We start from the raw sequence: 20,231 nt of genomic DNA, 5'->3' as shown, positions 1-20,231 counted from the left end.
CCTTACAGATCGTCGAGGTCAATATCGAGGATGGTGATCTCGAAGGAATAGGAGGTCTCGCCCTCATCGACATTCTTCGAGACAACGCCAAGGCATTCTGCTCCCAGATAGATTTCCGCGCACTCGTCGGGGCGCTGGCGCATCTGGACTTTCAGCTCCGGATTGAGGCGCTGGCGCAGGAAAGCCTCAACCTTGCTGGCTTCGGTGTGATTGAAAACGCTCTGGGCCATTGCTGCCGCCAGCCTCCTTGAAAATGGTTTTTACGGATTCGCACTTCAGTGCCGGTTGGCCGACACCCTAACTCGCGCCGCGCGCCGATCAATCAGGAAGGCTGTGATCCATGGTGCGGGCAGGCTCTGCGCAGCAGCCGCCCACGGGCTTGGCCGGCACACCGGCTACCGTGCAGCGCGCAGGCACATCGCTAAGGACCACCGAACCGGCGGCGATGCGGGCGTGATCGCCGACCTTGATATTACCCAGCACCTTCGCGCCTGCGCCGATCAGCACACCCTGGCCGATTTTCGGATGGCGGTCGCTTTCCTCTGCCCCGGTGCCGCCCAGCGTCACCTCGTGCAGGATGGAGACATCATCGCCGACCACTGCCGTCTCGCCAATCACGACAGAGCTGGCATGGTCAATCATGATGCCCTTGCCGATCCGGGCGCCGGGATGGATGTCCACACCGAACAGCTCGCTGACGCGCCCCTGCAGGTGGAAGGCAAGGGTTTCGCGGCCCTGCGTCCACAGCCAGTGGGCAATGCGGTAGGCCTGCAGCGCCTGATAGCCCTTGAAGTAGAAAAAGGGCTGCAGGAGCGACCTGCAGGCCGGGTCGCGCTCATCGACCGCCAGCATGTCGGCGGCGGCGCTTCCGACGATCGTCTCGTCAGCGCTCATGGCTTCGCTGACCACGTCATGGATCAGCATGGCATCAAGCTGGCCGTCAGCGAGTTTCAGCGCAATGCGGTGGGCCAGTGCCTCGGCAAAGCTGGCATGGCGCAGAATGCCCGCATTGGCGAGACCGGCCAGCATGGGCTCCTCTGCGGCCACCGAGGCCGCCTCGAGACGCAGCCGGTTCCACAGCGCGCGAATATCAGTGTCCTGCCGGAGCGGGGTTACAGCGTCAGCGTGGGCCATGGGGGTCATCCTTTCCGGCCGGGTTCAGTATCGCTCTGGAAACCGCATCGGGCAGCTCCCCATGACGAGCCATGTAATCAGCCTTCAGCAGCATTGCCAGTGTGAAGGCATCACGAATGCGCCCGTCCATCGCCTCGCGCAAGGCTACAGCAAACGGCACGCGGCGCGTTTCGATGTCTTCGGTGCCTTCCGGTTCGGCCTCGCCTGCCTCCAGATCCCAGGCGACAAACGCGACGGCGCGCTCACTGGTGATGGAGTTGGACATATCCAGCTGCATGAATTCCAGCCAGCCACGAGCCGTCAGCCCGGTTTCCTCGGCGAGCTCACGTTTCGCGCTATCCAGGGGCGCCTCGTTCAGCGGCCCGCCACCCTCGGGCAGCTCCCAGCTCCAGCAATCCAGCGCAAAGCGGTACTGGCCGACCAGCATCACCGTGCCATCAGCGAAGACCGGCAGAATGCCGATGGCGAGGTTTTCCGGCTCCATGACGCCGTAAAGGCCCGGCTTGCCGTCCGGCCGTGTGACGTCGTACTCACGTACCTTCATCCACGGGTTCTGGTAGACCAGCTTCTCGCCGTGAACGGTCCACGGGCCGCGTTCAATGCCGGGCCTGCGCTTGCGTGAGGTCATCGCGAACTGTCCTTCGTGAGGGCGGTAAGTCTCACATCGATTACGACGCGGGTGCGGGGCCGGGCAAGGCCTGTGCGCCTGCACCCCTGAAACGTACCAGCATGACGAAGGCAGCGGGCGCAAAAATCAGTGCCAGCATGGCCGAACCTGCCACGCCGCCAGCCACCGCCGCCGCGAATGGCAGCCAGAACGGGTCGCCATCCAGCAGGAGGGGCGCAAAACCGCCCATTGTCGTCAGTGTCGTGGCGATGATGTGCCGGGTGGCGTCCATCACCGTCTCGCGTATGGCCAGCGCATCGCCCAGCAGCGCTTCCGGCGAATTACGCAAGGCCGAGAGCACCACGATCGTGCCGTTGATCGACAGGCCGACCAACCCCATCGACCCGACAATGGCGTTAAAGCCCAGTGGCGTGCCGAAGAGCCAGACGCCAAACAGGGCAAGGCCCACCGAGAGGAAGCCAACCGTGAACACGACGCCCGCATAGCGAAAGGAGTTGAAGGCCAGCACCACCGAACCGACCATCAGAATCAGGAGCGGAATGGCCGTGGACATGAGGTCTGCTGTGGCCTCGCCCTGGCTTTCCGCCTCGCCGCCTATCACCAGGCGGTAGCCGGGCGGCATTTCAATGCCCGATGCGTCAAGCCGGGCAAAGAAGCTCTCCAGCGCCGGCGCCGGCAGCACGAAAGGCGACAGATAGCCATAGACCGGGTTCGCGCGCTCCCCGTCCAGCCGGATGATGGAGGCAGTCTGCGGCACCAGCGTCATGGCGCCCAGCGCGCCCACCGTGCTCATCGCGCCCCGCCCCTGTCCGGGCAGCGGGGTGGCGGCGATATTGCCTGCGGCCTCGCGGCGGTCTACCGGTCCGATCACCCGCACGGGCAGCACCTCGACGCCCTCGACCACCGTGCCGCCCAGAACGCCGTCCATGTCGGCGCGTACCCGGCCTGCCACATCGGCAAGACGCAGGCCGGCCAGCGCGGCTGATGCCTCATCGGCGGACAGGCGCGCCACCGGCTCGCCCAGCAGCAACTGGGCCTGCGTGTAGGTGACGCCCGGCGTCGCAGCGAGCACGCGGCGTATGTCCTGTCCCAGCGTATCCAGCACGGCAAGTTCAGGGCCGACGATTTTCAGCTCGATCGGCGCAGGCGTGGGCGGTCCCTGCTCGAAGGGTGTTGCTAGCACCATCGTGTCGGGGAAGGCTTCGCGCGCACGGGCCTGAAAATCCTGCGTGATGAAGCGGGTGGCGGCGGGCGAGATTGTGCGCACCCAGCCAGCCGCATAGTTCGGGCGGCCCGCCTGCCCCCGGCGCATATTGTAGTAGACGCGCGGGGCCGATCCGCCGAGCACCCAGCCGACATCCTCCACGCCCTCATATTCGCGCAGCATGGCCGTGACAGCCTCGGTGCGGCGGCGCGTTTCCTCCATCGACACGCCCGACGGCAGCGTCACCGATATTTCGAACATGTCGCGCTCGGTCGGCGGGAAGAATTGCGATGGCAGGGTGGAGGCCGCAAGGAAACCTGTGACGGGCAGGATGACCGCCAGCAGCATGCCGATGGCCGGCTGGGCGATCACCGCGTCAAGCAGCTTGCGATAGGCCCAGGCCAGTGGGCGCGAGCGCAGACCATCGCGCCAGAACGGGCGCGGCCCATCGCCCGTATCAGCTTCGTCATCGAACCATGCCGCCAGCGACAGGATGATCGTGAAGGCCAGCAGGAAGGAGGCGGTCACAGCGAAGATCACCGACACGCCGATCATGGAGATGAACTCTCCGGCAGAACCGGGCATCAAGGCGATGGGCGCGAACGCAAAGACGGTCGTCGCGGTGGAAGCAAGCAGGGGGGCGAAAAGCGTGCGCACCGCCTTGTCGACGGCAGCCAGCCGCTCAAGGCCGCGCCGCCGGAGCAGGCGGTAGTCATCAACCACCACAATCGCATTATCGATCAGCAGGCCCAGCGCCACGACAAGGCCCGTCACCGACATCTGGTGCAAGGGCTGGCCGTACATATTGATCAGAAACAGGACCAGCAGAACGGTCAGCGGCAGGGCCGAGCCGACAATGAGTGCGGAGCGCCAACCCATCATCAGGAACAGCACGCCGAACACGATCAGTGCTGAATAGCCCAGATTGATGGCGAGGCCGTAGAGGCGCTTTTCCACATAGTCGCTCTGGGAAAATACAATATCGACATCGAGTCCGGGCGTCGCCTGGCGGAATTGCTCCACAAGGCGCTCGGCCTGACGGCCCCAATTATCAACCCGCCGGTCCGGCTGGACATAGGCGCCCACCAGAACCGACCGCGTACCGTTGAACCAGGCTTGCGTGGCGTCCGGCTCGCGGCGCGCGCGCTCGACAGTGGCGATGTCTCCAAGGCGCACAAAGCCCCGCCCCTCGCGTCCGCTCAGTGTTACCGCACGCACGCGCTCAAGCGTGTCAAAAGCGCCCTCCACTTCGACGATGAAGTCATAGTCATCGCCAGCCAGGCGCCCGGCCGGTGCGCGGGAGTCCGAGCGCGCCAGCAGCGCTGCCACGTCGCTTGCCGTGATGCCGAGCGCGGCTGCAGCTTCTGGGTCAAGGACGACGCGGATTTCTTCCTCTGGCGCGCCGAAAAGCTCGGTCCTGTAGGTGGCGTCCAGCCCGCGCAGACGGTCTTCCAGCTCACGCGAGAGCCGGCCCAGAGCGCCAATGCTGGCATCTGATCCTTCCGGCCAGGACAGGGCCACGATGATGCTGGAGGCGCCCATATACTCGCGCACCACGCGCGGCAGACCGGCTTCTGCCGGCAGGGAGGACTGGATGGACGCCACCTGCTCGCGGATTTTGGTCCAGGCCTGTTCAACCTCTGTGGCGTTCAGATCCTCGCGAATACCAAAGCTGACCGACGAGATGTTGGCGCGCGAGACAGACGTGGTCTGATCGACTTCCGCCAGTTCCAGCAGCACGCGCTCCACGCGCTCGGACACCAGCGCCTCGACCCGCTCCGCGTCAGCGCCGGGATAGAGCGTGACGACCCGCCCGAAACGCTCGGTGAGATAGGGGTCTTCCTGACGCCCCATCGTGGCCAGCGCCGCGATTCCGGCCACCACCATCAGGAACAGGGCCAGGCCCGCCAGGCGCGGGAAACGGTAGAAGAGCGTGCTCATGGCTGGCTGGGCCGCGCCGGCAGAACGCGCTGGCCGGGCGTCACACGCTGCAGGCCGGCGGAGAGGATCAAGGCGCCCTCATCCACCGCGCCGCGCAAATAGACCTGCCCGCCCTCGGTATGCAGCAATTCCACGCTGCGCGGTTCAAGCGAATAGCCCTCGCCGCCATTGGCAAGCTGGTAGACCGTCCACAGCCCCCTGCGGCCTTCGGCCAGCGCCGTCAGCGGCGCCCAGAATCCGCGCTCCTGCAGGCTCCCCGGCAGGACCAGCCGGGCTACTTCGCCGGGCACGACGCCCTGCCCGCCTTCCAGCTCGAACACGGCCTCCACCGAACGGGTTGCGGTATCGACAACGCCGGTGAGCGCGCGCAGGCGGGCCGTCACCCGGCGGGTGCCGGCTTCGAGCATATAGTCATTGCCGGGGACAAGCCGGGCCGCATCGGAAACCGGCACGCCCAGACGGAACTCAAGCACGCCGTCCTCGACCAGATGGAAGAGCGGCGCGCCGCCCCCCATCACCGCGCCCTCATCGGCGTTACGGCGGGTAATCACCCCGTCGAACGGGGCTTCCAGACGGGCGAGTTCCAGCTGCACTTCCAGCGCGCGGGCGGCAGCGTTGGCGGCGCTGGCCTGTGCCTCGGCGGCGCGGGCTGTGGCGCCCGCCTCATCCAGACGCTGCGCGGAAACATGGCCCTGCTCCACCAGCCGCTCCTGGCGTGTCAGCGTGGTGCGCGCCAGCGCCGACTGGGCGGCAGCGGCGCTGGCATCAGCGCGGGCGGCTGCCAGCTGGGCTTCCAGCGTACGGGTATCCAGCTGCGCCAGAACGTCGCCTGCTGCCACCCGGTCACCGACATTCACATGGATGATTTCCAGCCGTCCGCCTGTGCTGAAAGCAAGCGCGCTCTCACGCCGCGCGGCGACCAGCCCCGGAAAGCGGGCCTCGATCTCCGCCGACGGCAGATAGTTCACAACCAGAGTTTCAACGGTAGCTGGCGCGGCCTCGGCAAACGCCAGATCGGCTTGCGCCGGGCCACCGCGCAGGGCACTGACGAGCACGGCGATACCGGCAATAACGATGGCGAGAGTGGCTACGCTGGTGGCAAAGGCGTGCCGCCGGATTATCTGAGAGCCGGGCATGATGCGATCCCTCGCGCTAGAGGCGGGACCACATATATGTCAATTAACAGCGTTTGAAAAGTGAACGGCGTTCACTTTTTTGCTTTTTGCGCGTCCAGCCAGGCATTGAGCTTGGGTGTTGCCAGCCCCCTGCCCGTCATCTCGGCATGGAAGGTGATCACGTCGTCCAGCGAGAGATGCGAGCACTTCGACTTACCGCCGCGCGGAAAGTCGGGGATTGTCACCGCGAGCATGGTCAGCCCGTGGGCGCCAGCCCAGACCGATGTGGCGGCCAGATAGGTGTCGCAAGAGCGGAACCAGCCGTCAGCAATCGCCTTCTGGATCATCAGCTCCAGACGCTCAGAGGCAGCGTAACCATAAGTACCTTCCCGGTCATCCAGCGTCGACTCAAACCAGCCTGAAAAGGCAAGCCGGTAATGCGCCGGCTGCTCCAGCCCGGTCTCGACATAAGCGCGCAGGCACGCTTCGTTCACCTGCGGCCCCTCGGTCGCCGTTTCCTCGACAGCCAGCATGCGCCGGTAGAGGCGCTCGAAGAACTGTTCGCGGATTTCGTCGAACAGCGCTTCCTTGGAGTCGAAATACTTGTAGAGGGCTGCCGGGGAGTAATCGATCCGCTCGGCAATGCGCCGCATGGAAATGCCGGCCTCGCCCTCCTCAGTGAAGATGGCCTCGGCCGCTTCGACGATTGCGTCGCGCACCTTGCGCCTGCGGCGCTCGGCCGGGCTCAGATCATCGTCCAGCTCAGCATCGACAGCCATTCGCACTTCCCTGCATGTGATCGGACAGCTCAAAGCGTGCTTGAATCTGTCACACTACATCCATGATATAAGTCCGGCTTTACCTATCCGTCAAAGCCGCCTGCACTCCCAGCAACCGGATGCTCCCCTTCATGACCCATTTTTCGCCGCCCGCCTTTCCCGATGACAACGATGTCCTGAACGTGCCCAAACCCTCGCAGGACATGCTGAACCGGATGGCGAAGCGGCGCTCTACCCGCGCTATCGACATGAGCGGGCCGGGACCGTCAAAAGAACAGCTCCACACGCTATTGAAGATAGCCGCGCGCGTGCCCGACCACGGCAAGCTCTTCCCTTGGCGCTTCATCGTGTTCGAGGGGGAGGCACGCTCACATTTTGGGGAAATGCTGGAAGGGCTGGTGCGTACCGACATGCCGGATGCCGGGGAGGAGCGCTACGCGCTGGAGCGGCGGCGCTTCGAACGCGCGCCGGTTGTGATCGGCGTCATCTCCCGCGTGACCATCCCGCACAAGATTCCCGAATGGGAGCAGATCATGTCCGCCGGCGCGGTGTGTCAGAACATGTTGCTGGCCGCTGACGCCATGGGATTTGGCGCGCAATGGCTTACCGAATGGTATGCCTTCGATGCCCGTGTCAGGCAGGCGATCAAGCTTGCCGACAATGAACGCGTGGCAGGCTTCATGTATATCGGCACACAGGCGGTCCCGGCAGTGGAACGCCCCCGCAAGGCACCAGACATCACGCACTGGACCGGCAAGGCGTAAAGCGCCCGCCGGTCCAGAGGCCTGCCGCACTCACGGGCCGCTGCGTTCAATGGCGCAGATCTGGCGGCCCCTTGGGTCCAGCAGACGCAAGCGTACCTCGTACACGCCTGCATTGCCGTTGCCCGAAGAGATTACGGTCGTGCCGGGCTCTGCATTGCGCATGGACGCCATCATTTCGCCGAGCGAGGCGCCCCGCATGGGCGCGTTGCCGCCTAGCGTGATCTGATGGATCAACTCGGGCATGTCACCGGCGGCGCTGAACGCACCAGACTGGCTGATACTGGCATCGCCGCTGGCCGACACCTGACGGATGTCGAGCTCATAGCTGCCCGCCAGTCCGGGCGCGGCATAGGCTTCCAGGCGTGTCTGCCCGGAAGGGCCTTCGCTGAATTCCACCCAGCATGAGGCTAGCTGCGCGCCGCTCCCGATCCGGTCGTACTCCAACTGGGCATCTGGCGGCTGTGCGCAAGCGCTGGCTGCCAGTAAGGCCTTCAGGCCTATCAACCCGGTCAAACGTTTCATTTGCCTGCTCCTTTCAAATCGGCGCTCCGGTCACTTGATGACCCAGCTTCCCTGAATGACGAGCGCGTTACGGTTATCGCCCGTCTGGTGAACGGCCGTGTGGGCTCCATTGCCAAACTGGATGACGCCCAGCGTGTTATGGTTGCCTGTCTGGGTAGTGACGGCCGAATGGTTGTTGCCGAACTGGTAGACGCCGACCGTATTGCCGGTTCCTGTCTGCACCGCACTGGCGGCGTTGTTGTAGCCCTGCTGGCGGATGACCACCTCGCCAAGGCGTCCGAGCTGATCCACGAAAGCGCCGTTCGCGCTGCCGGTCTGGCGCACCTCGACGCCATTGCGCAGACCATCCTGTATGGTCTGAACGAACTGGTGACGGCCCTGCTGATTGATCGAAAGCCGGTTCTGATAGCCTTGCTGGAGCGCAGAAAGCTCGTGGGACTGTCCGGCCTGGCGGATGTCAACGCGGTTACGTTGCTGGGCTTCGGCGGCGCCCGCCGTTCCGGCAAGAACCAGGGCCCCAAGGCCAAGGGCGACTGTGCTGCGAAGGGTCATGGCGGTCTCCATTTTGCGTCTTCAGATGCTGGCGAGGCCCCGAAGGCGCTGGCCATGGCATCTGTTCTAACGGGAGCTGGCTGAACGGTTGCGGAGCGGCGCGTTCAATCTCTGCTCATCTGCCAGAACTGAATATGAACAGAGGGTTGGCAGGGCTTGTGCCCAACGCCGAGGCGGCGGGGCGCTTTCGCGCCCCGCCGCACGGGGACCCTGGTTCGAGGATCGCTGAACCGGCACTAATGGCTGCCCTGGATGACCAGCGAGACATTGCCGCTGCCCGACTGGCGCACATTAGCGCTCTGGCCACTGCCGACCTGGATCACACCAAGTGCATTGTTGGAGCCGGACTGGTTGGTGTTGGCGCTATGGCCAACCCCGATCTGGGCGACACCCACAGTGTTGTTGCGGCCGGTCTGGATGGCGGTCGCGCCGTTATAGGCGCCTTCCTGACCGACAACAGCGGTGTTGCGCTGGCCAAGCTGATCGACGAGGGCGCCGTTGGCATACCCGCCCTGGCCCACCGTCACGCCGTTGCGTGAACCGGCCTGGATGGTCTGGACGTAGTGGTAGCCACCGCGCTGCTCGATGGCGAGCGCATTGCGGTTGCCGTTCTGACGCGCGGCCAGCTCATTGCCATAGCCGCTCTGGCTGATATTGACCCGGTTGCGTTGTTGAGCCTCTGCCGCGCTCGCGGTTCCCGCGAGGACAACGATGCTGAGGCCAAGGGCGAGGGCGCTGCGAAGTTTCATCTGCTTTCTCCAAATCTCGTCGCTGGGCGCTTCAGTGCGCCGTCAGTGATGAGAGGTTTAGAGAAGCCAGGCTGAACGGCGTCAGACGGGCGCGTTCAAACTCCGCTCATTGTCATAAACGCCAGATAAATGACTGGTTTATCGAGATGAACAGCTAGCCCCGCCCGCGATAGGGCTGAACGCCCTGATCGGGGACCCAGACGCCCTTGGGGCACTCGCCCCACTGGCCGAAAACATCAATCGGGATGCCGCCGCGCGGATACCAGTAGCCGCCAATGCGCAGCCATTTGGGCGCAATCTCGTCCACCAGCCTCTGCCCGATCATCATCGTGCAGGCTTCGTGGAAGGCACCATGATTGCGGAAGCTGGTCAGGAAGAGCTTGAGCGATTTTGATTCGACGATCCATTCGCCGGGCACATAGTCGATCACCAGATGGGCAAAATCCGGCTGGCCGGTCACCGGGCAGATGGAGGTGAACTCCGGGCAGGTGAAACGGATCAGGTAGTCATTGCCCTGTGCAGGGTTGGACACGCGCTCAAGGCGGGCCGCTTCGGGGCTCTCCGGCGCGCCGGTCTGGGCGCCGAGCTGCTCGAGTTTGGTGTAGCGTTCTTCGGTCATGGCGGGGATGTAGCGCCTGTGAAGGCAATTGGCGAGGGCAAGCGTACCCTATTCGGCAGACGTGTGCAGAGTGTCCCTGTCCGAACCTTTTTCAGTGCCGCTACCGCGCTGCTTGCTGGCATCAAAAAGATAGGGCCACGCAATGCGCACAAGCCCGGCCAGAAGAACGACTCCGGCAAAGATGGTTATAAGCAGCAACAGAAGTTCCATATCCTCATCCTACCATATCTTCAGTGCGTCAGCGAACGGTAGTGCAGAAACGCCCCGGCGGCGCAGAGGGCGAGGCCGAACACTGCATTGAGCCAAGCATGACGCTTACAATCTGGGTTCCATCCGTGAAGGTCACAGAACCAATGATGCCACCCGACACCAACCCGCCGCCAACGCTGAGCGAAACAGCTGCAAACGCACTATCTGTTCGATCTATCATTCGGCAAACTCCCCTGTCCCGGCACCGGACAATACACCCTGAAGGCGCAAAGGCGAGAAAATGAGCGAAGCGGAAGCCATCCTGCCGGCGGTCTGGCTGCTGGGCGTCGGCATCGCCGCCATCATGCTGGCGCGGCTTCTGAAGACATCGCCCATCGTCACCTTCATCGCGGCAGGCCTGCTGATCGGACCGTTCGGTCTTGGGGTGATCGAGGAGAATGGCACGACGCGCCTGCTGGCGCAGCTCGGCGTCGTCTTCCTGCTGTTTGATATCGGGCTGGGCTTTTCACTGAAGACCGTGCGCGAAAGCAAGGGCGATCTGATCGGTCTTGCGCCCCTGCAGATGATATTATGTACGGCCGGTTTCGGCCTTGTCGGCTGGCTGGCCGGCATGGACTGGCTGCTGGCTTTGCTGATCGGTGCGGCGGCAGGCATCTCTGCAACGGCGGTCGTGACACAGACGCTCGCCGAGCGTGGCATTGCCACCTGCCCGCTGGGCCGTTCGGCGACCGCCGTCCTGGTGTTTCAGGACATTGCCGGCATCTTCCTTCTGGTCATCGCCGTTGCGCTGTCCGAAGGCGGGGGCGGAGATCTGGGCACCATTCTGGGCATGTCCGCGCTGAAAGCGTTGCTGGCGGTTGGCGTAGCGCTGCTGGCCGGCCGGTTCGTGATCGGGCCGCTCTTCCGCCTGCTGTCGAAAACCCGCAATGACGAGATATTCACCGCCGCCGCCCTCTTCCTCGTGCTGGCCACGGCGGCGGCCACGGGCGCGCTGGAGCTGTCGCTGACGCTGGGTGCGTTCCTGGCAGGCATGATCATCGCGGACACACCGTTCAAGACGGTGATCCGCACCGAGGCCAAACCGTTTGGCGCGCTGCTGCTCGGCTTCTTCTTCATCACGGTCGGCATGGCGCTGGACTGGCGGATGATGGTGGCGCAGGCCCACTGGATCGTCGCAGCGCTGGCGGTCCTGTTCGTTCTGAAGACAGCCCTCACCTGGGCTGCGGCCATCATCAACAGATGGAGCCTGGCGGGCGGCGCGCAGCTCAGCTTTTCGCTGGCACAAGGGTCCGAGTTCGGGCTGGTAATACTGGCCCTGCCCGGCATAGCCGCAGCTTTGGGCGCCGAGCTGACGGGCGTTCTGGTGGCGGCCAGCGCGCTGTCGCTGGCGCTGACACCGGCCTGGGCATCGCTTGGACTTAAAATCGCCCGGCGCATCGCCGATGCCACCGCCAGCCGCAAACCTGTCAGCGCGCCGGAGGAATTGAACTGCCCGGTCCTCATCTTCGCGATGACCCCGTCCGGGCGCATGGCCTACAATGCGCTTACCCGCTTCGACATTCCGGTGATCGCCATTGAAAGCGACCCGGACCGCTTTCTCTCCGCCATCGCCGACGGGTATGCGGTGACATTCGGTGATCCGTCCGATACGCGGCTTTTACGGGCGATTGATGTAACCGAGGCGCGGGCGCTGGTCGTATCAGCGCCCCGCTATGAAATCTCAGCCGAGATAACGCCGTATATCCGCGAGAATTTCCCCGAGCTGGAGCGCTTCGTGGCCGTCAAGGACGAGCTCGACCGCCGGCGCCATGAGGCGCTCGGGATGCATGCCATCATCAATCGCAGCCAGCCGGAAGGGCTCGACTTCGCGCTGGCATTGTTGCGCTACGCTGAAATACCTGAAAGCGACATCCACGAGTGGATGCAGGAGGTGGTCGAGGCCTACGCCCCCGATCCGGCCTTCCGTGTGGCGGAGCCTGCCTGACCGGCAGATAGCGGCATGGCCGTGCGGGTGAATACCTTGCGCATCGCAATATTGGATATAAGGCGTGCGACGCCGGGCAGGCCCGACAGGCGCTCGCGGTGGACGCGCTCATAGTCGCGCGCATCGCGCACCATCAGGCGCAAGAGATAATCCTCCGCGCCGGTGGTGAGGTAGCAGTCCATCACCTCCTCCACCTTCTCCACCGCCGTCTCGAAAGCCTGCATGGTCTCCCGGCGCTGGTTCTCCAGCGTGACCAGCACCAGCACGGTAAGCCCACGCCCTACCGCGTCTGCGTCCACCAGCGCAGCATAGCCGGTCACGATCCCGCGTGCCTCCAGCGCCCGGACGCGGCGGTGGCAGGCCGAGGGCGACAACCCCACCCGCTCGGCCAGCTCCGCATTGGTCAGACGCCCGTCCACCTGCAAAAGCGTCAGCAGGGCACGGTCCGTTTCATCCAGCGTCATGGTGGTTTCTCGAAGAGTTTACGAAATCGGCGGCTGCAGCGGGTCACGTACGGAATAATAGTCCTATGTCATGCTGATATACGCAAGATTTTTGCGCATTTACGGGCCTGATTGCAGGTGCCTGCCGATTCCGATAGTTTCTCCGCAATTTCAGGGTCATCCCTGATAGCCAGAAAAAACCGGGAGAGACCCCATGCGCGTTGGCGTACCCAGAGAGATCAAGGTTCACGAATACCGCGTCGGCCTGACGCCTGCAGGTGCTGCCGAGCTTGTGCAGGCGGGCCATGAAGTCTTCGTCGAGACCAAAGCCGGTGACGGTGTTGGCTTTGCCGACAGCGCCTATGAGGCGGTGGGCGCGAAAATCCTGCCCGACGCAGACGCCGTGTTCAAAACGGCTGAGCTGATCGTGAAGGTGAAAGAGCCGCAGCCCATCGAGTATGCGCGCCTGACGCCGGATCACACCCTTTTCACCTATCTCCACCTCGCGCCCGATCCTGAGCAGACCAAGGGCCTGATGGATTCAGGCTGTATCGCCATCGCCTACGAGACGGTGACCGACAATGAAGGCCGTCTGCCGCTGCTGAAACCGATGTCGGAAGTCGCGGGCCGCATGTCGATCCAGGTCGGCGCCACCGCGCTGGAAAAATCCCATGGCGGGCGCGGCATGCTGCTGGGCGGTGTGCCGGGTGTGCAGCCTGCGAAAGTCGTCATTCTCGGCGGCGGCGTATCGGGCACCCACGCAGCCGAAATGGCCGTCGGCATGCGCGCGGACGTGACAATCTTCGACCGCTCCATAAAACGCCTGGCTGAGCTCGACACCCAGTTCCAGGGCCGCGCAAAGACGGCCTTCTCCACGGCGGCAGCCGTTGAGGAAGCCATTATCGGCGCAGACCTGGTTATCGGCGCGGTGCTGATCCCCGGCGCGGCGGCGCCCAAGCTCGTCACCCGCGAGATGCTGAAGAAAATGAAGGATGGCGCGGTGCTGGTCGATATTGCGATTGATCAGGGCGGCTGCTTTGAGACCTCCAAGCCCACCACCCACCAGAGCCCGACCTTCATCGTCGACGGCGTGGTCCATTACTGCGTCGCCAACATGCCTGGGGCGGTCGCGCGCACCTCGACGCTCGCGCTCACCAACGCCACCCTGCCCTTCACGCTGGCCATCGCCAACAAGGGCGCGAAGAAGGCGATGAATGACGATCCGCATCTGGCGCGCGGCCTGAACGTGGCCGAAGGCCACGTCACCTATGAGCCGGTCGCCCGCGATCTCGGCCACAAATACGTGAAGCCCGACTGGCTGACGAGTATATAGAGGCTCTCTCCACCACTGAAATCCCGGCCAAGCGCAGCGCAGAGCCGGGACCTCGTGCAAGAGAAGCGGGACAAGGCCCCGGATACCGCTGCGCGGTTCCGGGGTTTCAGCAAATGGAAGCTCCTAGCACACCCGCTTTTTCGCGGCCTCGTACTCGGCTTTGAGCTTCTCTACATAATCGGCAACCGGGCGCACGGCATCGACCGAGCCGATGCCCTGGCCCGAACCCCAGATGTCTTTCCAGGCCTTGGCGTCTGAATTGCCGCCCGAGCCGAAATTCATCTTGGACGGATCGCTTTCGGGCAAATTATCCGGGTCCAGCCCCGCATCGGTTATGGATTTCTTCAGGTAATTGCCGTGTACGCCGGTGAAGAGGTTGGTGTAGACGATGTCGTCCGCCTTGCCCTCCACAATACCCTGCTTGTAGCTCTCGGTGGCGCGCGCTTCTGCCGTCGCGATAAAGGCCGAGCCGATATAGGCATAGTCTGCGCCCATGGCCTGCGCAGCCAGCACACCCGCGCCGGTGGAGATGGCGCCTGAGACCAGCAGCGGACCGTCAAAGAATTCACGGATTTCAGCAATCAGCGCGAAGGGGGAGAGCGTGCCGGCATGGCCGCCCGCGCCCGAACACACGGCGATGAGGCCGTCTGCGCCCTTTTCCAGCGCCTTGTGGGCAAAGCGCACATTGATGATGTCGTGCAAAGTCTTGCCGCCCCAGGAGTGGACAGCGTTGTTGAGGTCTTCACGCGCGCCCAGCGAGGTGATGACCAGCGGCACCTTGTATTTGGCGCACGTCTCCAGATCGGCTTCAAGGCGCTCATTGGAGCGGTGGACGATCTGGTTCACCGCAAACGGCGCGGCGGGCTTGTCCGGATTGGCGCGGTTATAGCTGTCCAGCTCCGAGGTGATCTGGTCCAGCCATTCATCAAGCTGGCTCTGCGGACGGGCATTGAGCGCCGGAAAGGAGCCGACCACGCCTGCCTTGCACTGGGCGATCACCAGATCCGGGTGCGAGATGATGAACAGTGGTGCACCGATGACCGGCACGCTCAGGCGCCCGTTCAGAATTTCCAGACCGGCCATGAAGCCCTCCCCTGAAGATGATTTGTTGCACCGCAAGCTAGCGCGGTTTGGGCGAGTGTCGAGATGGGGAGTGAACACCGTTCAGCTTTTCACAATCGGCAGTCCGTCCCGGCCGGCCCATTCGGTCCACGAGCCGTCATACAGCCAGACATCCTTGAAACCTGCTGCCGTGAACCCGGCATGGAGAATGGCGGCCGTCACGCCCGAGCCGCACGTGCAGATAATGCGCTGGCGCCGGTCCGTGCTTGGCAACACATCCGCCAGCGCCTCGCCCTGCAGGAAGCGCCCCTCCCCGTCCAGCAGGCGGCCGGAGGGCAGGTTCACAGCCCCCGGCATGTGACCAGACTGCAGCCCCGCACGCGGCTCCGGATCCATGCCGGCAAACCGGCCCGGCGGGCGGGCATCGACGATCAGCGCATCACCCGCCTCGATGTGATGCAGCACATCGTTCCAGCGCATGGCATCGTCATTGATAAGGTGCAGATCCGGACCGTCGGGAGCCAAGCCGAGCTCCGGCGCACCGGCCTCCACCGCGCCACCTGCCGCCTCCCAAGCCGCCATACCGCCGTCAAGGATGAGCGGGATGAGGCCGAACCGGCGCAGCGTCCACCAGACGCGCGGCGCAGCGAAGCCAGAGTTCTGATCGTAGATGATGAGTGGCTGGCCGGGTTTAAGGGCATGGGCGCAAAACCAGCGCGAGAGCGTAGCACTGCCGGGCGCCATGTGCGGCAGCGGGCTGGTGAGGTCTGCCACCTCATCGATATCGAAGAAGACGGCTCCGGGGATATGGGCCTTCCCGAAGGCTTCACGCCCCGACTTGCCGCTGGCGGGCATGAACCAGGTCGCATCGATGAACGCGGCGTCTTTGCGGGCTACCGCATGTTCAGGCGCGATCAGCATTGGGTTCATTCATGCGGCAAGTGCTTGCTGATGAGCGCGTGCAAATCCTCAGGCGTCATCAGGTCCAGCTTGGCAAACGGTCCGGCAACGTTGGGATAGCGCGAGAGGTCCACCCGCTCGAATGTGTGCGCCGTGATCAGCAGGATGGATGCCTTGGGCGCGGCGGGCACCACAAGAGGCAGCGTTTCGTCAAAGCTTGAATAGGGCGGCAGGCGGCGGTCGAGGAAGACGAGCTCGAACTCGGCATGACGGCTGCGGTCAACAAACTCGCTGATCGTGCCGAAGCTTGCGATCTCAACGCCGTCGAAGACCTCGTCCATCAGAATGGACAGGATTTCGGTCTCCACCGGATCGTCATCGATAATGGCGACGTTGAGCGCGCCATTTGATGCCTGTCCCATTCACTGCCCTCTCAAACGTCTTCAGCCTGTTGTTGTATCAGTCTGGACAATGCGCTTGCCAGCGCTTCAAGATCAACTGGTTTGGCGAGATAATCGTTAGCGCCCGCTTGCAGGCATTCCTCGCGGTCCTGCGGGGCCGCATGGGCGGTCAGCGCCAGAATGGGCACGTCCCGCCGGGGCGTATTGCTGCTGCGGATTTCCCGGATCGCGTCCAGCCCCGACATGATGGGCATGGAGACATCCATGATGATGAGCGCGAAGTCTTCGGCCAGTGCCCGGTCAACTGCCTCGCGCCCGTTCGTGACGCAGACTGGCGGCGCCACACCAAGCTCGCCGAGAAACATTTCCAGCGTCTGGCGATTGGTCGCATTATCCTCCGCGATCAGAATGCGTCCCATGCCTGAGGGCAGGCTTGCATTGCCTGCCTCTTCGCCGGGCCCGGAGATTTCGCTGCCCGTCACCACCAGCGGCAGATGCACGGCGAAGCGCGAACCTTCACCCGGGCGTGAGTGTAGGGAGATGTGCCCGCCCATCAGGCCGGCAAACTCCTTGCACAGCGCGAGCCCCAGCCCTGCGCCTTCATGCTGGCGCGCGTAGGAGGCATCAACCTGCCGGAAGCGGTCAAAGATGTGCCCGGCCTGCTCCGGGCTGATGCCAGGGCCGGTATCAGCCACCTCGAAACGGATGGTCTGCGCATCCGGGCAATCCACGTTTAGCCAGACCGACCCCGCTTCGGTGAACTTCACCGCATTACCCAGAAGGTTTATCAGCACCTGCGCAAGGCGGCGGCGGTCGGCGACGACATGACCGGGAACGGTCTCGTCGATGGCAAGATCAAGCGCGAGCGCCTTGTTCTGCGCAGTACCGCGAACCGCCGACAGGGCCTGCTCGCACAGCGCATCAACATCAACCGTTTCGGGCTCCAGCGTCATCAGCCCTGCTTCGATCTTTGAAAGGTCGAGAATATCGTTGATGATAGCCAGCAGCGCCTTGCCGGAAGACTGTACGGTCTCGACCATGCGCGTCTGGCGCGCATCAAGGCCAGTGCGCGCCAGCAATTGCGACATGCCCAGAACGCCATTGAGCGGCGTGCGTATCTCATGGCTCATATTGGCGAGAAATTCCGATTTCAGCCGGTTGGCGCGTTCGGCTTCGTCGCGCGCCGCCAGAAGCTCGTCCTCGTTCTGCTTGCGCTCGGTGATATCGCGCTGGATTGCAAGCCAATGCGTGAGCCTGCCCTGTGCATCCACGATTGGCACCACGTCAACGTCCATCCAGCGGCCCTCGCCGGAACGGGTATAATGCACGATTTCGGTGCGGACCGGCTGGCCCGCCGCTATGGCAGCCAGAACTTCGAGCACCGTTTCAGGGGCGGTGCCTGGCCCGTGCAGCATGCGCGTGGACCCGCCTAGCACCTCCTCTGCGGTATAGCCGAAGACTTGCTCGAAGGCGTCGTTGACATAGACGATGCGCGGCCCTTCCGGGCCGATCTCGCCTTCGGCGATAATCACCACGTCATTGGCATGGCGCACGGCAGCCTGCAGCAGCTGTAGCTGTTCCTCCGCCTGGCGCTCATCCGTTACATCCTGGAGGTAGATTGCCAGCCCGCCCGCACCGGGGTGTATCCTGACGTGGAACCAGGCATTGAAGGGCGCGTAGTGAAAGCCGGTTGTGACCGTCTGGCCGGTATCGCGCGCCTGCAGGTAGAACGGCTCCAACACGTCGCGGACGTCTTCCGGGAACACATCCCATACATACTTGCCAAGCATATGACGGCGCGGCGTCCTCAAGGCCCGCTCCGCCTCCTCATTCACGAATGAGAAGCAAAGGTTTTCGTCGAGCAGGTAGAAACCGTCGCTCATCGTGTTGAGCGTGCTCTGCAGGCGTTCGGCCAGCTGTGCGCTTTCAAGGCGGGCGGACACCAGCTCGGATATGTCCTGGAACGCGCCGCGCACAGCGATCACCTCGCCAGCGGCATTGCGCTCGGCCTCGCCAATAGACCGGCACCAGACCCGGCGTCCCGTGGCTGTTATGATCTCCAGCATTTCATCGTAGGGCTCGCCCGTTTCGATGCAGCGCGCGAAAATCTCCGCAACGCGCTCCTGGCTGCCGGGCGCGTAGAAATTGATGCCTTCCTGCACCGGCACCTCACGTGTGCCGGGCATATCATGAATGGCCGCCACCTCTTCGGACCACTCCACCACCTGACGCTTCAGATCAGCTCGCCAAGCGCCAAACCGGGCAGATTTGCCGGCCAGGCGCAGCAAGTGGTCGGCTTCGGTAAGCCGCGCATCAGTTTCCAGCTGGCCGGTAATGTCCTGGACAAAGCCGGTGGTGGCCTCGCCCTCTGGTGTCACCGTACGCTCGGCCACACCGCGGATAGTAATTACCCGCCCGTCCGGGCGCACGATACGGTGCCAGAACTCGCTGCTGCGATCACCGGATACGAGAAACTCGGCAAACCAGCTCTCCATGCGCGCCCGGTCGTCAGGATGAACAAGGCTCACATAGAGGTCATAGTCCGGTTCATGCTCGTCCGGGTCGAGGCCATAGATGCGGAACGTGCTGTCGGACCATTCCAGCTTTTGAGTCTGCAGGTCGAACCGCCACTGGCCCAGCGCCAGAAGACGTTCCACGGTGCGGATGCTGGCCTCGCGCTCGTTCAGCCGCAGTGTCGCTTCGCGCAATTCGCGTGAATGCACCATCAGGTCCAGTTCCAGAGGGCGCTCCGCCAGCTCGGCAGCCAGTTCTGCCGCATCACGGGCCTGACCGGCAATCAGGCCGGTCACGTCTTCGGAACGGCATATTATGTACTGGGCCCTGCCATCGGGCCCCTTTACGGCGGAGAACACTGACAACCACCAGCGTTCCTCGAAGCCGCCGCCCTCCTCCCTGGGCCGCTCGACCGGGAATCGCGTCAACGGCAAGGCTTCCGACAGACCGCTACCCTTTACCCGTTCCATTACGGCGGCGACGGCCGCGACACCATTGGCCTCGGGATCATCAGGATCATCGGGAAAGACATCAAAAAGCCGCTTGCCCATGATGTCGGACCGGCGGCGCATGACAGCCTCCAGATAGGCATCACTAATCGCCACAATCGTGTAGTCTTCCGGCTCGAGAACCAGCAGCTTTCCCGGCGCGGATTCAAACAGGGACTGGAAGTGGTAGGCGGCCGCCTCAGCCCGGCTGCGAAGGGCGGCCTCGCGCTGGAGCGCCTGATCACGCTCCTTCTCGAAGCGCACGAGTTCCGTCATGTCGCGGGCTACGACGAGTTCGCACGCCTTGCCATCATACTCCATCGTGTGGGAGGTGATCTCCACATGGATGAGCTCGCCTGACTTGAGCCGGTGCTGCCAGATGCCCGCCCGGTCCAGACCTGTGGTGACCGCCGCGACATTCGATTCCAGCCTGCGAAGTTCGTCGTCCGGGTGGAGGTCGTCGAGGCGCAAGGTTTTCAGATCGTCTGGCGTGTAGCCATACCGGACCTGGAAGGTCTGATTGACCACCAGGATGCGCCGTGTCGCCAGCTCGTAGACCAGCATGGGATCAGGGTGATTCTGAAAGAAGATGTCACGCGTGATATCGCCGCTCATGGCAGGCCAACCCGTTGAAAAACAGGTTTGATCTGACCATTGCGGGATGGCCGGTCAATGCAGTGTGCACCCATATCCCCAAACATGGCGCATAGCGTTATGCGCGCAGAGCGCCAACGCAAGGATTTCCGGGCGAATACATGGTTTTCAGGTAAACTTTTACGCTGCGTGATGTGGTGTCCCTGGGGCCGTAGAGCGGTTTGAAAAGCGCGGCCGCGCAGCTTTTCAGGTGATGCTCCGCACATCCCTGCATCGCCCCCTCGCCCCTTCGAGA

The 20,231-nt window shown here is 63.6% G+C and carries 19 protein-coding genes; 3 read left to right on the top strand and 16 right to left on the bottom strand.

Annotation, left to right across the window (positions count from 1 at the left end):
* Positions 1–2 precede the first annotated feature (2 nt).
* From ACTIGC_RS05425 to ACTIGC_RS05400, 6 genes are all read right to left on the bottom strand, one after another.
* Positions 3–230, bottom strand: a complete 228-nt coding sequence (locus ACTIGC_RS05425; protein ID WP_127565934.1) for a DUF3126 family protein — start codon at positions 228–230, stop codon at positions 3–5.
* An 88-nt stretch (positions 231–318) separates the two neighbouring features.
* Entirely contained in the window at positions 319–1,134 is an 816-nt protein-coding gene (gene cysE, locus ACTIGC_RS05420) for a serine O-acetyltransferase (protein WP_439633445.1), read from the bottom strand.
* Positions 1,121–1,762 carry an NUDIX domain-containing protein gene (locus ACTIGC_RS05415; RefSeq protein ID WP_127565932.1) on the bottom strand — a complete coding sequence of 214 codons (642 nt, stop codon included), beginning with the start codon at positions 1,760–1,762 and terminating at the stop codon, positions 1,121–1,123. Before ACTIGC_RS05415 ends, cysE begins: the two co-directional genes overlap by 14 nt.
* Before the next feature lie 40 nt (positions 1,763–1,802).
* The gene (locus ACTIGC_RS05410; RefSeq protein WP_439633444.1) at positions 1,803–4,907 is read right to left on the bottom strand and encodes an efflux RND transporter permease subunit; all 3,105 of its coding nucleotides are present in this window, start codon (positions 4,905–4,907) and stop codon (positions 1,803–1,805) included.
* On the bottom strand, positions 4,904–6,043 hold the full coding sequence (locus tag ACTIGC_RS05405) for an efflux RND transporter periplasmic adaptor subunit (RefSeq protein ID WP_439633443.1): 1,140 nt from the start codon (positions 6,041–6,043) through the stop codon (positions 4,904–4,906). Before ACTIGC_RS05405 ends, ACTIGC_RS05410 begins: the two co-directional genes overlap by 4 nt.
* A 71-nt stretch (positions 6,044–6,114) precedes the next feature.
* Entirely contained in the window at positions 6,115–6,801 is a 687-nt protein-coding gene (locus tag ACTIGC_RS05400) for a TetR/AcrR family transcriptional regulator (protein ID WP_439633442.1), read from the bottom strand.
* 131 nt (positions 6,802–6,932) lie between these two features.
* On the opposite strand from ACTIGC_RS05400, the gene ACTIGC_RS05395 reads away from it, so the two are divergent.
* On the top strand, positions 6,933–7,565 hold the full coding sequence (locus ACTIGC_RS05395) for a nitroreductase family protein (protein ID WP_439633441.1): 633 nt from the start codon (positions 6,933–6,935) through the stop codon (positions 7,563–7,565).
* A gap of 30 nt (positions 7,566–7,595) precedes the next feature.
* Here the strand turns inward: ACTIGC_RS05395 and csgH are convergent, their stop codons facing one another.
* From csgH to ACTIGC_RS05370, 5 genes are all read right to left on the bottom strand, one after another.
* Positions 7,596–8,087: a curli-like amyloid fiber formation chaperone CsgH gene (gene csgH, locus ACTIGC_RS05390; protein ID WP_439633440.1), complete on the bottom strand. Its 492-nt coding sequence runs from the start codon at positions 8,085–8,087 to the stop codon at positions 7,596–7,598.
* 30 nt (positions 8,088–8,117) lie between these two features.
* Positions 8,118–8,639 carry a curlin-associated protein gene (locus ACTIGC_RS05385; protein WP_439633439.1) on the bottom strand — a complete coding sequence of 174 codons (522 nt, stop codon included), beginning with the start codon at positions 8,637–8,639 and terminating at the stop codon, positions 8,118–8,120.
* A 236-nt stretch (positions 8,640–8,875) separates the two neighbouring features.
* Positions 8,876–9,388, bottom strand: a complete 513-nt coding sequence (locus tag ACTIGC_RS05380; protein ID WP_439633438.1) for a curlin-associated protein — start codon at positions 9,386–9,388, stop codon at positions 8,876–8,878.
* A gap of 154 nt (positions 9,389–9,542) precedes the next feature.
* A complete protein-coding gene (queF, locus tag ACTIGC_RS05375; RefSeq protein ID WP_439633437.1) occupies positions 9,543–10,007 on the bottom strand; it encodes a preQ(1) synthase in 465 nt (154 codons plus the stop codon).
* A gap of 48 nt (positions 10,008–10,055) precedes the next feature.
* Positions 10,056–10,217, bottom strand: a complete 162-nt coding sequence (locus ACTIGC_RS05370; RefSeq protein ID WP_439633436.1) for a hypothetical protein — start codon at positions 10,215–10,217, stop codon at positions 10,056–10,058.
* Positions 10,218–10,497: 280 nt separating this feature from the next.
* Here ACTIGC_RS05370 and ACTIGC_RS05365 point away from each other — a divergent pair, with 280 nt between their 5' ends.
* Positions 10,498–12,201 carry a cation:proton antiporter domain-containing protein gene (locus ACTIGC_RS05365; protein ID WP_439633435.1) on the top strand — a complete coding sequence of 568 codons (1,704 nt, stop codon included), beginning with the start codon at positions 10,498–10,500 and terminating at the stop codon, positions 12,199–12,201.
* Here the strand turns inward: ACTIGC_RS05365 and ACTIGC_RS05360 are convergent.
* On the bottom strand, positions 12,159–12,665 hold the full coding sequence (locus tag ACTIGC_RS05360; protein WP_439633434.1) for an Lrp/AsnC family transcriptional regulator: 507 nt from the start codon (positions 12,663–12,665) through the stop codon (positions 12,159–12,161). The two genes, ACTIGC_RS05365 and ACTIGC_RS05360, sit on opposite strands and share 43 nt — an antisense overlap.
* A gap of 193 nt (positions 12,666–12,858) precedes the next feature.
* Between ACTIGC_RS05360 and ald the strand changes: the two genes are divergently transcribed.
* The gene (gene ald, locus ACTIGC_RS05355; RefSeq protein WP_439633433.1) at positions 12,859–13,977 is read left to right on the top strand and encodes an alanine dehydrogenase; all 1,119 of its coding nucleotides are present in this window, start codon (positions 12,859–12,861) and stop codon (positions 13,975–13,977) included.
* Between the two features lie 123 nt (positions 13,978–14,100).
* Here the strand turns inward: ald and ACTIGC_RS05350 are convergent, their stop codons facing one another.
* From ACTIGC_RS05350 to ACTIGC_RS05335, 4 genes are all read right to left on the bottom strand, one after another.
* Positions 14,101–15,060 (bottom strand): NAD(P)H-dependent flavin oxidoreductase, encoded by a 960-nt coding sequence (locus ACTIGC_RS05350; protein ID WP_439633432.1) that lies wholly within the window; start codon positions 15,058–15,060, stop codon positions 14,101–14,103.
* 81 nt (positions 15,061–15,141) lie between these two features.
* On the bottom strand, positions 15,142–15,969 hold the full coding sequence (locus tag ACTIGC_RS05345; RefSeq protein WP_439633431.1) for a sulfurtransferase: 828 nt from the start codon (positions 15,967–15,969) through the stop codon (positions 15,142–15,144).
* Complete coding sequence (locus ACTIGC_RS05340) at positions 15,966–16,361, bottom strand: hypothetical protein (RefSeq protein ID WP_439633430.1); 396 nt, start codon at positions 16,359–16,361, stop codon at positions 15,966–15,968. Before ACTIGC_RS05340 ends, ACTIGC_RS05345 begins: the two co-directional genes overlap by 4 nt.
* 11 nt (positions 16,362–16,372) lie before the next feature.
* Entirely contained in the window at positions 16,373–19,957 is a 3,585-nt protein-coding gene (locus ACTIGC_RS05335; protein WP_439633429.1) for a PAS domain S-box protein, read from the bottom strand.
* Between the last annotated feature and the right edge of the window lie 274 nt (positions 19,958–20,231).

This window comes from Glycocaulis sp., from assembly GCF_051859565.1.
GTDB lineage: Bacteria > Pseudomonadota > Alphaproteobacteria > Caulobacterales > Maricaulaceae > Glycocaulis.
The sequence above is the reverse complement of the archived record's forward strand: the minus strand, read 5'-3'. Positions and strand labels throughout refer to the sequence as shown.